At 69.4% G+C, this 15,055-nt stretch carries 7 protein-coding genes; 5 read left to right on the top strand and 2 right to left on the bottom strand.

Annotation, left to right across the window (positions count from 1 at the left end; genetic code table 11):
• Positions 1 to 112 precede the first annotated feature (112 nt).
• The 4 genes from ACWD12_RS38150 (at position 113) to ACWD12_RS38165 (ending at position 2,065) form a co-directional block, all read left to right on the top strand.
• Complete coding sequence (locus ACWD12_RS38150; RefSeq protein ID WP_450103473.1) at positions 113 to 406, top strand: hypothetical protein; 294 nt, start codon at positions 113 to 115, stop codon at positions 404 to 406.
• Between the two features lie 5 nt (positions 407 to 411).
• Positions 412 to 1,188, top strand: a complete 777-nt coding sequence (locus ACWD12_RS38155) for a Crp/Fnr family transcriptional regulator (RefSeq protein ID WP_450103474.1) — start codon at positions 412 to 414, stop codon at positions 1,186 to 1,188.
• A gap of 211 nt (positions 1,189 to 1,399) precedes the next feature.
• Entirely contained in the window at positions 1,400 to 1,753 is a 354-nt protein-coding gene (locus ACWD12_RS38160) for a hypothetical protein (protein WP_450103475.1), read from the top strand.
• A gap of 60 nt (positions 1,754 to 1,813) precedes the next feature.
• Positions 1,814 to 2,065 carry a hypothetical protein gene (locus tag ACWD12_RS38165; RefSeq protein WP_450103476.1) on the top strand — a complete coding sequence of 84 codons (252 nt, stop codon included), beginning with the start codon at positions 1,814 to 1,816 and terminating at the stop codon, positions 2,063 to 2,065.
• Between the two features lie 125 nt (positions 2,066 to 2,190).
• Here ACWD12_RS38165 and ACWD12_RS38170 read toward each other — a convergent pair whose 3' ends face one another.
• Together ACWD12_RS38170 and ACWD12_RS38175 are read right to left on the bottom strand one after the other, a co-directional pair.
• On the bottom strand, positions 2,191 to 2,997 hold the full coding sequence (locus ACWD12_RS38170; RefSeq protein WP_450103477.1) for a hypothetical protein: 807 nt from the start codon (positions 2,995 to 2,997) through the stop codon (positions 2,191 to 2,193).
• 136 nt (positions 2,998 to 3,133) lie between these two features.
• Complete coding sequence (locus ACWD12_RS38175) at positions 3,134 to 7,738, bottom strand: FG-GAP-like repeat-containing protein (RefSeq protein ID WP_450103478.1); 4,605 nt, start codon at positions 7,736 to 7,738, stop codon at positions 3,134 to 3,136.
• Between the two features lie 374 nt (positions 7,739 to 8,112).
• Between ACWD12_RS38175 and ACWD12_RS38180 the strand changes: the two genes are divergently transcribed.
• The gene (locus tag ACWD12_RS38180; RefSeq protein ID WP_450103479.1) at positions 8,113 to 15,027 is read left to right on the top strand and encodes a polymorphic toxin-type HINT domain-containing protein; all 6,915 of its coding nucleotides are present in this window, start codon (positions 8,113 to 8,115) and stop codon (positions 15,025 to 15,027) included.
• The last annotated feature ends 28 nt before the right edge of the window (positions 15,028 to 15,055 follow it).

A 15,055-nucleotide genomic window follows, 5' to 3' on the forward strand; every position in this document is an offset into this window, starting at 1 on the left:
CGCGAAGGCGTAAGCTGGCTCGCGCCACATGGCACAATGACCTCATCAACGCCCCCTACCACGGCGTCGATGAATTCATGCCAAGAGCTCCGGTGAATTGAGAGGGATCAGCATGTCCGAAAGTCCCGCGACGCCTTTAGTCGCTTTCTGGGCCACCGCCGCGGTGTGCGCGGTGGTCGCCTATGCCGTGCACCGGCTGTCGAAGTCCGCGCCGGCCCGCCTGCCCGGCGTCATCGCGGCGATCGCCGCCCTGGTGGCCGTACTGCCCACGATGCTGGTCGCCATGCAGCCCGCCCCCAGCGCCGCCCCCGGCACCCCGCCGCACATGTCGGCCGCCCCCGGACAGACCGACCCCACCCCGTCCGCGGCCCCTACGGCCTCCCCCGCCCTGCCGGTCCAGCGGTGAACGCCATGGACACCGGCACGAGCGGACCGCGCATCCCCCGGCAGCGGCGGGCAAGCCCGGACGCCACGGACCTGCGACCGCAGTGGTTCCACGACTACCTGCGCGACCGACTGCCCCCTTTCCCCAAACACAGCTTCCTCGGCGCCCTCGGCGACGCCAGCGCCCAACGGATCTCCAGGTACCTGGGGCTGCACTACATGGCCAGCGGCGCCACCCTGGAGATCGCCCGCAGCGGCGCCCTCTACCTCGTCTTGGACGGCGTGGTCCGAGAGACCCCGCTCATCGGCGGCGCCGCCCACACCACCCTGCGCCTGCCCGGCGACATCGTGGAGTCGTCCACCGTCTTCGACGCCCACGGCGGATCGGTGGCCATGCGCGGCGTCCGCGCCTCCCTCCTCGGCGTGCTCCCGCGGCAGATCCTGCGCCGCCTACTCGCCGAGAGCCCGACCATCCTCACCGCGCTCGCCCATTCCATGGCGCAACGTGAGAAAGCCGAGGTCTTCTTCAACGTGCACGTACGCTGCGGCCCCACCGGGATGCGCATCGCCCGGTACCTGGTCTTCCTTACCGACCTCCTGGGCGGCGGCCAGGACCGCCAGGTCCTCGGGTTCTCCCAACGCGACATCGCCCAGGCCGTCGGCGCCGGCCGCGCCAGCGCCGAGACGTTCTTCCGCGAGCAACGCGACGCCGGCGTGCTGACCACGAGCTACCGCACCGTCCACATCCACCAGATGCCGGCCCTGCGAGCCCTGGTCGGCGACATGCCCATCTGGAGGAACTGACCACAACGGCGGACGAGCCGGTGGTTGGGCCTCCCGCGCGAGGGAGACCCAACCACCGCCACGGCACACAGTCGCAGGCGCGAGCACGCATCGGTCATCCACCACCGGTTCCAGAAGGTCGGAGCATCGACACCATTCGTCGGCGGTGTAGCCCCGTAGTCTGGTCCCACACCTTCGGGGGAGGCCCCACGGTGGGGAGGGAGCCTTGTCGATGACCGCGCAGCCGCACGGTTCGGAGCCGATCATTCCCCGGCCGGAGCGCACCGTCGGGGCGCTGCGTGTCGCCCTCGCGCAGGTCGCGCCATACCGTATCGCCGAGTTCGAAGCCCAGAAGGACCAGGCGTTCGACCAGGCCGCCGAACAAGGCTCGGTGGGGCCGGTGCAGATGTTCCTGCTGGCCTGGTCCCGGGACATCGAGATCGAACGCCACCCCGCGACCGCGACCCGGTACCGCAACGCCGTGCACGCCGCCCAGGTCCTCGACAAAGACGACCTCGACTGGAAGTCGGCCATGGACGAGGTCTCCCGCATCCTCGGCGAGGCTATGCAGGCCGTCCGTGACTGACGTGCACGCTGCCACGCGTTCGATCGTTCATTCCGTGCTGCGAATTGGGGTCCAGGGCCGGTGAGTTGGGCCTGGGAGTACCACCCCGACGAGGACACGCGTGTCGGCGGCATGCCGCCGGTGTTCGTCGCCCTCGTCGAGGGCAAGGCCGCCGAACTCGTACGCGCCGCCGAGGCGAAGTACCTGGACGGCACCCTCTACGAGGGGTTCTCCGAGCCGGGCACGGTGTTCGTCGGCGGCGGCATGTTCGACTACCTGATCATCCAGCGCCACGAACGCGTGTACATCATGCAGGTCACACCACCGCTCTGAGTGATGGCACAGGGGCAGCAGCCGGGTGGCTGCCGTCTTCGGGGGAAGGGTGAAACAGGATGCCCTCGTTGGGGTGCCGGTTGTTGGCACGGCATGGCTGTGCCGCTGTCGTCCTTGTTGGTCCGCTACGCGCCGTGTGCGGCTTGTTTGAAGGCGGCTTCGAGGTTGAGGCTGTCGAGGTAGCGGTCGGGTTGGGGGGCGGTGGGGGTGCAGGGTTCGGCGGGGCTGGTGAAGGCGGTGGTGAGGGTCGGGCCGCCGGCGGTGCCGGGTGTCTCTTCGATGCGGGTGGGGAACGGGTCGCCGTCCACGGGGATGTACAAGGTGGTGGCGGCACCGCCGTCGTAGTCCATGCGCAGGGGGATGACGCTGCGGCCGCCGAGGGCGGTGGGGGCGCCTTTGGTGAGTTCGCCGGTGTGTGCGGGTTCGACGAGGTCGACGAGGTCGCGGATGCCGGTGAAGGGTGCGTTGCGGGCCTCGGGGCCGGCGTAGCGGACGTAGCGGTCGGCGAGGGCCCGGTCGATCAGGTCGACGCGTGCTTGGTCGAGGGCACCGTCGCCCGCGTTGTCGGCGAGGGAGCTGTACATGGCTCCGGGGGCGCGCCAGAAGATCTCGGCGCCAGTGGCGACGATGTCGCTGGTGTGGTCGCCGAGGGTGAAGGTCCCGGTGAAGTCGCCTGCTCGGGTGAAGCACAGGTCGGCTTTGGTGGGGGTGCCGTTCTCGTCGGTTCCGTCGGTGGTGATGCGGTAGGTCGGGGCGTTGGTGACGGCGTCGAGGGCTGCGAGGGCGATCTGCTGGGCGTCGAGTTCGGCCCTGGAGGCGCTGGAGGCCTGGGAGTTGCTGTCCGCGTCATCGTTGCTGCTACTGCTGCACGAGGTGAGCACGGCGGTGAGGGCGACGGCGATGGCGGTGGTGACCGCGGTGCGGCTGTGCATCTGGTGCTCCGGGGGGCGATCGGATGTGGGGGGAAAGTGGAGGTGGGCGGCGGGCGCCCGGCTGCGGGTTGCTGTTGCAGCCGGGCGCCGTGTGTTGGCGCAAGGGTTGTGGGTCAGCCGGTGGTGACCCGGCGGTCTACCAGGTTCCAGGGGGTGCGTACCAGGCGTTGGATTCCTTGCTGAATCCGCCGGAGGTTTGGGCTGTGAACTGGTAGCGGATGAATCCGCCGTTGGCGAGGCGGTAGAGGGTGATGAGGTCGTCGCGGCCGTCGGCGTTGACATCGCCGGCGTGGGGCACGGACCGGAACGCCCACCAGCCGGTTGTAGTGCGGACGCTGGCGAGGGGGGTGTTGAGGTTGCCGTTGATGGCGGCGGGGAACGTCCACAGGCCCATGTCGCCGCTGCCGTAGTCGTACATCACCACTAGGTCGGCGCGTCCGTCGCCGTCCGCGTCCCCTGCGGTCACCTGCATGGCGTTGTGCCACCAGGCGTTGGCTCCGCTGGCCCAGCCGGCGATGGTGAAGCCGGGGAAGGTGCCGTTGGTGTTCGCCAGCGAGGTGAAGGTCTTGAGGGTGTTGTCGTCGTAGATGTAGGTGCCGATGATGTCGGCGCGTCCGTCGTTGTTGGCGTCGCCGAGGGCGAAGTGCGATTGGCTGGTGTACCACCAGCCGGCGTGGGTCTCCTCGAAGCCCTTGGTGGGCGCGTTGAAGGTGCCGTCGGTCTTGGCGGTGACGGTGTAGGTGGCGAACCGGCCGTCGGCGGTGCCCTGGACGGCGACGAGTTCGTCGGCGCCGGTCCCGTCGGTGTTGCCCGCCATCAAGGTGGTGCGGGCCCAGTCCCATCCGGTGGCCTGCTCCCAGCTGCCGACGGAGTTGTTGAATCCGCCGTCGGCGCGAGCGGTGAAGCTGTGCAGTTTCACCCGGCCGTCGCCGTACTTGTAGAAGGCGGCGATGTCGTCGCGGCCGTCGTTGTTGAAGTCACCGGCCACCCATTTGGCACTGGTGATCCACCAGTTGCCCGCGCTGACCTTCCACGACTCGAACGGTTTCGAGGCGCCGCCGGTGTCGGTGGTGAGGCTGGTCCACAGGGCCGCTGCGCCGCCCTGGTAGTCATGGACGGTGGCCAGGTCGGTGCGGCCGTCGCCGTTGAAGTCGCCGGTGACGGTCAGGTGCGCGGCCGAGGTCTCACCGTCGGTGTAGGTGTGGTCGGCGGCGACGTTGGTCGATGCGGTCCAGCGGATGTAGCCGTTGTCGAAGTCGGAGCGCATGCCGCCGGCGACGGCGTACTCGTCGGACTTGGGGTAGCCGAGCGGGCCGGTGCCCCAGCCGGTGGCGCCCCAGCGGGTGCGGACGGCGCCGTTGGCGAAGTAGGTGCCGTGCTGCGGGGTCCAGTGGATGGAGGCGTTGTTGGTGAAGTTGACGTACTTGCTGCGGCCGTCCGCGGTGGCGAGTACGCCGGTGACCGGGGCGCCGAAGGCGGTCTGGGTGGCGGTGGACAGAGAGCGGTACTTGGCGAGGATCGGGCCGCAGAGCTGCTGGCCGCTGATCGTTTCGCAGGTGGTCCAGGAGCTGGCGGAGATGGTGATCGGGGCGCCGAACTGGTTGCCGCCCGAGGGGGTTTGGCCCATCAGCCGGACCAGAGAGCCGTCGGTGGTGGCGAGGCCCCACAGGTCGGCTTTGCCGTCGGCGTTGAAGTCGCCTTCGGAGGACAGGGTCGCATAGGCGGCGGGGGCGAACCCGGTGCCGATCTGGGTGCGTGTGCTGATCGCGCCGAGCGACTCGGGGGTGACGGTGACGACGCCGTCGACGGTGGTCTTGCTGTTGGGGTACTGGTACAGGATGCCGGTGTCGCGGTTGCGGGCCCACAGGTCGGGCAGCGCGTCGTTGGTGACGTCGCCGGGGGCGATCAGGGTGTAGTTCTCCCAGCCGCCGGTGCCGAGGAGGATGGGGTTCTTGACCTGGCCGACGAGGCTGCTGCCGGGGAACAGCCACAGGCGGCGGGTGCCGTCGGTGCCGCGTTCGACCGTGATCAGGTCGGGGCGGCCGTCGCCGGTGGCGTCGCCGATGGCGAGGATCTGCTCGACGTCGGACCAGTCTGCGCTGTTGTAGACGCATGGGTCGACGCAGTTCCTGGCGGGCTTGCGGTCGACCTCGCCGACGTTGGTGGTGGTGAAGTAGAGGTTGCCGTTGGCTCCGAGGCCGCCGGCGTTGACGCTGTTTTGGTAGATGTACAGCTTCGGTGCTTCGTTGCGGTGGACGAACAGGTCGTCCGCGGTGGAGCCGTTGCCGCCGCGGTGCGAGGTCTGTACGCCGGTCCAGCCCGCGCCGGTCCCGGTCTCCTGGCCGGGGGCGAGGGGGCTGTTGGCCGTGTCGCTGGCCTTGGTCCTGCCGGGGGTGGCGCCGCCTATCTGGTGCATCCACAGGTCGCCGGCGCCGTCGGCGACCAGCAGGTCGGGGAAGCCGTCGTTGGTGATGTCGCCGTAGGTGCTTGCCACGGGGTTGGCGGGGACGTAGAAGATGTAGTTGTAGACGGCCGAGCGGTTTCCGGCGGCGTCGACGGCCTGCACGGTCAGGGTGTTGGTGCCCCAGACACTGGGCTTGAGGGTGAGGGTGGCCTTGTTGTTGGTCGCGGTGACGGAGTCGTTGTCGCCGCCGACGGACAGGGTGCCGCCGAGGCTGTACTCAAACTTCTTCACGCCGGTCCCGGCGTCGGTCGCCGACAGGGTGAAGGCGCCGTTCTCGTTGCTCTTCTTGCCGCCGCCGGCGACGGGGAAGTCGGTGGAGGTGACGGCGAGGTTGGTGGGTGCGGTGCCGTCGACGGTGAACCGGCACGACGGCGCCCAGGCGGAGCGGCTCAGGTCGTCGTCGGACTGGACGGACCACCAGTAGGTGCGGCCGGATTCGAGCTGTCCGACGGCGACGTCGACGGTGGTGCCGGAGTTGACCCAGGCGCTGGTGCCGGAGGCGACGACGGGGCCGCCGTCGTAGTCTCGTGAGACGGAGAAGTGCCCGCGGACCAGGGTGTTGTCCGGGTCGGTGAGCTTGGCGCGCAGGTGGATGCCGCCGGTGGCCGGGTTGGTGATGCCGAGGAAGCCGGCCTCGGCGCCGGCGCAGCCCTGCAGCGCGGTGCCGCTGGCGTTGGTCGGCGCGGGATCGGCGTTCAGGTTCGTCGGCGTGTTGGGGACGCTGTTGTACTCGACGGTCAGGCGCGTGTCGCGGCTGAACCGCTTGAACCCGTCGCGGCTGGTCGAACCCTCCAGGCTGACGGTGACGTTCGGCCAGTGGGCGCGTTCGCGGATGTCGTCGAGGACGTTGAACTCGACCGGCAGCTCCCCGCAGTTCTGCGTGCCCTTGTCGGGGTTGAAGGAACCGCCGGCAGTCCGGGATCCCCAGGTGTCGCGCGCCGGCGGCCGGGTGTCCCAGGTGGTTCCCGCGCCGATGCCGTCGGTGAGCTTGAGCGTCAGCGGGTGCTGGTTGGTGCAGGACCAGTCGGCGGAGTACACCTCCTTGGCGGTCAGCGTCGCCTTGTTGATGACCTTGCCGGTGAGGTTGCGGCCGTCACCGACGGGGAACGGGCTGACGTCGACCTGCCAGTAGGCGATCTCGGTGCCGGTCCTGGTCTCCCAGCCCTGGTAGCCGACTCCCAGGGTGTCGGCGGCCTCCTTGTAGTGCGAAGTGTCCGGCCACGCGGACTGCACGTACGTCCAGGCCGAACTCCCGCGCGAGACGGGGATCCAGGTGGGGTCGATGTAGACGGGGAACCGCGTCTCGGGAGAGGTGAGCATGCCCTGGTGGGGCGTGAGCGTGATGGTTCCGCTGCCGACCTGTGCCTCCAGCGGCGCTACCTGCGCCCCGCTGCCGGGGCCGTCCTCAGAGGACGTCACGGTGATTTGCGTGCCGTCCTGCGCCTCGGCGGCAGACTTCGCCGCGGTGGGGGCCGTCGATGCGCGGGAGGAGTCCCACATCTTCGGTGCGGGCGCTTGGAAGACCGGATCGCCGGCGGCGTCGACGGCGCGTAGGTTGCCGCCGGCGTCCTCACCGAGGGTCACGCCGCTGGTCTGCGTGGCCAGCTTGAGCGTGGCGAGTTGCGGGTTCTTCGCCGCGGCGGCGGTCTTGACGACCAGCACGTGTGAGAAGGCGCCGCTGGTCGCGGCGGTGACCTTCAGGTCGACGTCCGGCAGGACGTTCGCGTAGACCGCGGTGTCGCCGGCGAGTTGGGGCGCGGGCAGCGCGGTGGGCCAGGTGAACGCGAGCTTGCTGCCGCGGTCGTCCATCACGGCCATCGGGCCGGTGCCGCCGCCGGACAGCACCAGGTCGGTGGTGGAGACCTTCGGGCGGACCGCGCCGGTGCCGTCGCTGACGAGGGTGGCGTCCAGGTCCCGCCACACAGTGCCCTGCTGTACACGGACCGGTTCGGCGCGGCGGGTGAGCGAGAGCGTGCCGCTGGGGTTGGCGACGACGTCGTCGGTCTCGGTCATCAACTCCGGGACGGGGACGGGCTTTCCGGTGCGCTTGGCCTCGGCGATCGCGCGTGTCTCGGCGCTGGTGACCGTCTCCGGGGAGGGCCCGCTGCCGGTCGGCGCGGTTGGGGGAACCCCGGGGGACGCCGCGGCGGCCGGATCGGGCGCGGCGGTGGCCGCGGCAGCCGGTAGGGCGGTGACCAGCCCCGCTGCCAGGGCGGTGCTGACGAGGATCGCCGCACCTATGGGACGGCGCGGCCGCAGCCGGCGCAAACCCCTCATAGGGACTCCTAGTTGATGCCGAGCAAAGGTCGCCGGACCGTAGCCGGACAGCGTTCAGCGGAGCAACGGCGCCGCTGAGCGGAGTTGTGATCCGCATCACATGTCTAGACCACTTGAGTCACAGCAGTCCCAGGAGCGTGACTCTCACTTCATTTTTAACTCGGACAAATAACCGGTTCCTTTGGGGCCTACGCCACCGTATGTGACGCATGAGCTGCGCAAAGTTTCCTGGTGCGAAGTTGGTCACCGTTGCCCGTGTGATCAGTTTGTCGATACGTTCCGGCGCACTTCTGGATCTTCGTCGGGGGCGTCTCATGCTCGCTGGTTCTCGTCGTCGTGCGTCCAAGCGGCGGACGGCCGTTCGACGCGGGGCGTTGTCTGCGTTCGTCGCCCTCGCCCTGCTGTCGCAGGGCACGGTGGCGCAGGCGCTTTCCGACTGGAAGCCGGACGACCCCACGGTGTGGTCGCCAGGCGACCTGCCGAAGACCCCCTCGGTCGACGGCAAGAACGCCCAACTGCCGCCCGCCCCGGCTCCGCGCGGCGACGGCGCCAAGCCGTGGACCCCGCACGCGTCCGCCTGGCCCACGAGCACGGAGACCGCCGTCGTCCTGGCGGCCGCGCCGCTGACACCGACCGCCCCGCAGGCCTCGCCATTCGCCGTCAACGGACCGGCCATGCCGCACGGCAAGGTCCCCGGCACCCCGGTGTGGATCACCTCCGCCGAGAGCACCTCGTCGGTGACCGGCATGTTCGCGGCCTCCCCGGCGGCCGCCGGCCAGGTCCGCGTCCAGGTCGCCGACAAGCAGACCGGCGAACGCGCCGGCGTCACCGGCCTGATGCTCGCCGTGCGGCCCGCCGACAACACGGCGAAGGGCCGGGTGAAGGTCGGCGTGGACTACGCGGCGATCCGCGGCGCGTTCGGCGCCGACTGGGGCTCCCGCGTCCGGCTGGCCACGCTGCCCGAGTGCGCGCTGACCACCCCCGAACTCGCGCAGTGCCGCGTCCAGACGCCGCTGCCGTCGGTCAACGACGCGGACGCCTCCCAGGTCGTCGCCGACGTCGACCTGTCCGCACTGGCCGCCCCCGCAACCGCGGGCGGCGCCGCGCCGGCCGCAGGCGCGATGGTGCTGGCCGCGACCGCCGGCGCGTCCGGGCCGGCCGGTGACTTCGGCGCGACCAGCCTGTCCTCGACCGGGTCGTGGTCGCAGACCGGCGCGACCGGGTCGTTCTCGTGGAACTACCCCCTGGGCATGCCCGAGGTGCCCGGCGGGCCGACTCCGAGCGTCGCGCTCGGCTACAACAGCGCCTCGGTCGACGGCCGCACCGCCTCCACCAACGCGCAGTCCTCGTGGGTCGGCGACGGCTTCGACTACGCCCCCGGTTTCGTGGAGCGCTCCTACAAGGCCTGCCGCAACGACGGGCGCACCAACACCGGTGAACTGTGCCGCAGCAGCGCGGAGACGCTGACCGCGTCGTTCGAGGGCAAGAGCGGACAGCTGATCCGGGACGACACCACCGGTACCTGGAAGCTGCAGGGCGACGACGCCACCCGCGTCGAGCGGCTGATCGGCGCGAACAACGGCGACCAGGGCACCGCAGGCGCGGACGGCGACGCCGGCGAGCACTGGAAGATCACGACCCCGGACGGCGTGCAGTACTTCTTCGGCGTCAACCACCGCCCCGGCGGCAACGGCACCGACGCGGCCACCAACTCCGCCTGGACCGTCCCGGTGTACGGCAACAACCCCGGTGAGGGTTGCTACAACGCCGACTTCGAGCAGGCGTCCTGCGCCCAGGCGTGGCGGTGGAACCTCGACTACGTCATCGACCCGCACGGCGGCCTGGCCACCTACACCTACGTCGCCGAGACCAACCACTACGCCCGCGGTGCCGCCCGCACCCTCACCTCCTACGTGCGCGGCGGCCACCTGCAGTCCATCGCGTTCGGGCAAAAGACCACCGACGCGTTCACCACGCTGCCGCCCGGCAAGGTCACCTTCACCACCTTCGAGCGCTGCCTCCCGGTCACCGGCGGCTTCACCTGCGACCCGGCCCAGCGCAAGGCCAACCCCACCAAGTGGCCCGACGTCCCCGTCGACCAGGAGTGCGCCGCCACCGGCACCTGCAACGTCACCTCGCCGACGTTCTTCACCACCCGCCGCCTGACCGCCGTCACCACCCAGGCCCTCATAGGCGGCGCCCTCAAGGACGTCGACACCTGGGAACTGGTCCAGTCCTTCCCCGACCCGGGTGACACCACCAGCCCGTCGATGTGGCTGGACTCGATCACCCGCACCGGCAAGGACGGCACCGCAATCAAGCTGCCGGCCACCACGTTCACCGGCCAGCTGATGAACAACCGCGTCGACTACGCCGGCGACGACCGCCCCGCGATGAACCGACGCCGCATGACCACCATCACCAGCGAGGCCGGCGCCCAGACCAACATCACCTACACCGCCACCAACTGCGCCAAGGGCAACCTCCCGGCCGCGCCAGCCACCAACACCCAGCGCTGCATCCCGGTGTACTGGTCCCTCGACCCGGCCAAGGATCCGACGCTGGACTGGTTCCACAAGTACGTCGTCGCCCAGATCGACGAGGTCGACGCCCGCACGATCAGTCCTGCCCGCTCCACCCGGTACGAGTACGTCGGCCCGGCGTACTGGCACCGCGACGACTCCGAGCTGACCGAGGCCAAGTACCGCACCTGGAACGACTTCCGCGGCTACCGCGAGGTCATCACCCGCGCCGGCATGGCACCGGCGCCGATCACCAAGTCCGCCACGCTCTACTACACGGGCATGGACCAGGACACCAAGGCCGACGGCAGCACCCCCGCGGCCACGATCACCGACTCCAACAACGTCACCGTCCCCGACGCCGAGGCCCTGGCGGGCAGCCCGCGCGAGGTGCGCAGCTTCAACGGTGACACCGGTCCTGTGACTTCCTCCACCGTCACCGACTACTGGACCTCAGAGGTCACCTCACGCCACAAGCGCACCGGACTGCCGGACCTGACCGCGCAGTTCGTCCGCGCCGGCGCCACCCACTCCCGCGTCCTGCTGTCCGACGGCACCTGGCGCAAGGCCGACACCACCACCACCTTCGACGCGTACGGCATGCCGACCACCGCGCACAACCGCGCGGACGGCGTGCCCAGCCGCTGCACCACCACCGGCTACGCCCGCGACACCACCCGGTGGATGCTGGACCGCGTCGCCGAAGTGACCGAGGTGGTCGGCGACTGCGGCACCGCGCTCTCCGCAGCGACGACCGTCGCGCACACCCGCACCTTCTACGACAACCAGCCGCTCAACGTGCTCGGCGCAACCGGACTGCCGTCCAGCGAGCAGCAGATCGACCGCTACGACACCACGGGACAACCCGTCTTCGCCACGGTCGCCGAGGTCACCTACGACGCCTACGGCCGGCCGCTGACGGAGAAGGACGAAACCGGCGCGACCACCACCACGACGTACACCCCCGCCGCCGGTGCCGCGCCGACCAGCGTGAAGACCAGCGACGTCAAGAGCTTCGAAACCACCACCACCTACCAGCCCGCCCGAGGCCTCGCGGTCAAGGTCGTCGACCCCAACGGCCGCACCACCGAAGCCACCTACGACGCGCTCGGCCGCACCACCGCGCTCTGGAAGCCCGGCCGCGCCAAAGCGTCCTCGGCCTCCATCACCTACACCTACACGCTGTCCCAGACCACGACCAGCTCGGTCACCACCCGCACGCTGCGCGGCGACGAGACGTACTTCGTCTCCCACGAGATCCTCGACAGCTTCCTCAAGACCCGGCAGACCCAGGCCACCCCCGCGGACAACTCCACCGGCCGCGTGGTCACCGACACCTTCTACGACAGCCTCGGCCGCGTCGTGAAGACCAACAACGCCTACTACAACAGCTCCGGCCCCTCCACCACGCTGTTCACCGCCAACGACAACCAGGTCCCCGGCCAGAGCGGCGTCTTCTACGACGGCCTCGGCCGCACCACCGCGACCACGTTCTCCCACAAGGGCACCGAGCAGTGGCGCACCACCACCGCCTACCCCGGCGCCGACCGCGTCGACACCACCCCGCCCACCGGGGGCGTCGCCACGAGCACCATCAAGGACGCGCTGGGCAAGACCACCGAGCTGCGCCAGTACAAGACCGGCACACCGACCGGCGACTACGACACCACCCGCTACACCTACGACCACCGCGGCGCCCTGGCCACCGTCGTCGACCCCGCCGGCAACACCTGGAAGTACACCTACGACCTGCGCGGCAACAAGATCCAGACCGAGGACCCGGACGCCGGCACCTCCACAGCCACCTACGACAGCGCCGACCGCGTCACCTCCACGACCGACGCCCGCGGGAAGACCGTCGCCACCAAGTACGACGAACTCTCCCGCGTCATCGGCACGTTCGACGGCTCCCTGACCGGACCGCAGCTGACCGGCTACGTCTACGACACGGTCGCCAAGGGCCAGCTGACCTCCTCCACCCGCTACGTCGGCGGCGTGACCGGCGCCGCGTACGTCAGCCGCGTCAACTCCTACGACGTCGGCTACCGGGCCACCAGCACCAGCGTGGTCATCCCGGCGGTCGAAGGAAAGCTGCAAGGCACCTACACCACCGCCAGCGCCTACGACGTCATCACCGGCAACCCGGACTACACCGACCGGCCCGCCGCGGGCGGACTGCCCGCCGAGACCGTCGAGTTCGGCTACACCGTCAACGGACTGCTCAAGGGCAGCGGCGGCGACTTCACCTATCTGCACACCGCCACCTACGACCCGCTCGGCCGCGCCACCCGCTACACCATGGGCATCACGCCCAAGCAGGTCGTCTTCACCAACACCTGGGACGACGCCACCGGCCGCCTGCTCAACACCTCCCTGGCCAAGGAAGGCGGCGCGTACGCGGTCGACACCACGGCCTACACCTACAAGCCGAACGGCGACGTCACCTCCATCACCACCGTCAAGGACAACGGCACCCCCGACCGGCAGTGCTTCGCCTACGACCACCAGCGGCGCCTCACCGACGCCTGGACCGACAAGGGCGCCATCAGCACCCTCCCGTCGCCGTCCGTGCCCGGCGTCGGCGGCTGCGTCAACGGCGCACCCGCACCCGCCAGCGTCGGCGGCCCCAACCCCTACTGGCAGACCTTCAGCTACGACGTCGTCGGCAACCGCACCCAGCTCGTCAACCACGACCCGGCCGGCAACACCGCCAACGACACCACCATCACCCAGACCTACCCCGCACCCGGCACCCCCCAGCCGCACACCGTCACCGGCGTCACCACCAAGACCCCCGCCGGAACGCAGGGCGCCGCCTACACCTACGACACGTCCGGCAACACGCTGACCCGCACCGGGCCCTCCGGCTCCCAGGTCCTCACCTGGAACACCGAAGGCAAGATCGACTCGATCAAGACGAGCGAAGCCGCAGCCCCCACCACCTTCGTCTACGACGCCGACGGCAGCGAACTCATCCGCCGCGACCCCGGCAAGAACACCCTGCTGCTCGACGGCGACGAGATCGTCCTGGACACCGCGGCCAACACCGTCAGCGGCACCCGCTACTACTCCAGCGGAGGCGGTCCCACCGTCGTACGCACCAGCGCCGGACAGCGCACCTACATGGCTGCCGACCACCACGGCACCAACACCACCAACATCGACGCCACCACCCACGCCGTCATCCGCCGCTCCATGAAGCCGTTCGGCGAAGACCGCACCGCGCAACCCAGCAACTGGCCCGGCCAAAAGGGCTTCGTCGGCGGCACCGTCGACATCACCACCGGCCTGACCACCCTCGGCGCCCGCCAATACGACAACCAGCTCGGCCGGTTCCTGTCCATCGACCCGATCATGGACCTGTCCGACCCCCAACAGATCAACGGCTACAGCTACGGCAACAACAACCCCGCGACCCTGTCCGACCCCACCGGCCTGATCCCGTACGACGGCCCCTGGGGACAGCCCATCGACCCCAACACCGGAAAGCTCAAGAACACCTACGTCCGCGAACGCGGCGGCAGTTGGGGAATGATCGACAACAGCCGGGTACGCGCCGAGGCCACACCCGACGGCATCGTCGTGACGCCGACGTACTACCCGGGATGCTCTGGGCTCAGCGCCGGACAGCGCGCATCGCTGTCCGTCAAGTACCCCTATCCCAAGCCGAAGCCCAAGAAGAAGAGCTTCTGGCAGAAGGCCGGCGACTTCGTCAAGAAGGCCGACGACTACACCCTCGGCATCCGCGATACCTACAACCAGACCAAAAACTGCATGGTCGGCGGCGGAGGCGGCAACCGGGCTGCCGACTGCGGATGGACCGTCCTCAACATCGCCGTGACGGCGGGGACCGGCGGTGCCGGCAAGGCAGCCGCCCGCACCGGAGCCAAGGTCACCGAAAAAGTCGGCGGCAAGTACACCGACGACCTGATCGAAGCCGGAACCTGCGCCGTCCCCGGGCGCAACAGCTTCCCCGGCGCTACTCCCGTCCTGCTCGCCGACGGAACCCGCAAGGCCATCAGCGACATCCAGATCGGTGACCAGGTCACCGCCACCGACCCCCTCACCGGCGAAACCACCGCCGAACGAGTCACGGATGTCATCGTCACCCACAAGGACAAGGAGTACACCGACGTTACTGTCGCCACCCCCACGGGTGTCGACACCGTCACCTCCACCACCCACCACCCGTACTGGAACCAGACTGCCCAGCTGTGGACCGACGCCGGAGACCTCAAGCCGGGCGACCAACTCCGCCAACCAAGCGGGGACCTCCTCACTGTCCTCACTGTCCGCAGCTACAGCCAGACCATCACCACCTATAACCTCACCGTCGAGCGCGTCCACACGTACTACGTCGCTGGTGAGGGTGGGACGACGGTTCTGCTGGTTCACAACAGCAGCGTCGGCAAGTGCCCTCTAGACCCCAGTCTCGACCACGGAGACCTTGGTCAATTTGCAAGCAAATCTCAGATGGAAGCCGAGGGCTGGACTGACATCGTCGAAGAGGTCCGTTTCGTAGCACCTGACGGCACGCCTTTCCGCGCGGACTTCGTGGCGCGTGACCCGAATGGCATCCTGAAGGGAGTCGAGACAAAGATGAACAATGGGGGCTTCACGGCCAATCAGAAGATCGGCTATCCACAGCTGACTTCAGTGGGAGCCACTCTCGACACTAGTAGGCTGACCCACCTGGGGTTCCCCAAGGGAACACAGATGCAGCTACCCCTTCAGATCGACCATTGGACATGCCCGGTATGCGGCTGACAGATCTCGTTGCCAAGAAGCTGGAGTC

Source organism: Streptodolium elevatio, assembly GCF_053592165.1.

What these genes read in the sequence shown, in the direction of transcription:
- ACWD12_RS38170 (WP_450103477.1), bottom strand. Translation starts at nt 2,997, where the DNA reads ATGCACAGCCGCACCGCGGTCACCACCGCCATCGCCGTCGCCCTCACC.
- ACWD12_RS38160 (WP_450103475.1), top strand. Translation starts at nt 1,400, where the DNA reads ATGACCGCGCAGCCGCACGGTTCGGAGCCGATCATTCCCCGGCCGGAG.
- ACWD12_RS38175 (WP_450103478.1), bottom strand. Translation starts at nt 7,738, where the DNA reads ATGAGGGGTTTGCGCCGGCTGCGGCCGCGCCGTCCCATAGGTGCGGCG.
- ACWD12_RS38155 (WP_450103474.1), top strand. Translation starts at nt 412, where the DNA reads ATGGACACCGGCACGAGCGGACCGCGCATCCCCCGGCAGCGGCGGGCA.
- ACWD12_RS38150 (WP_450103473.1), top strand. Translation starts at nt 113, where the DNA reads ATGTCCGAAAGTCCCGCGACGCCTTTAGTCGCTTTCTGGGCCACCGCC.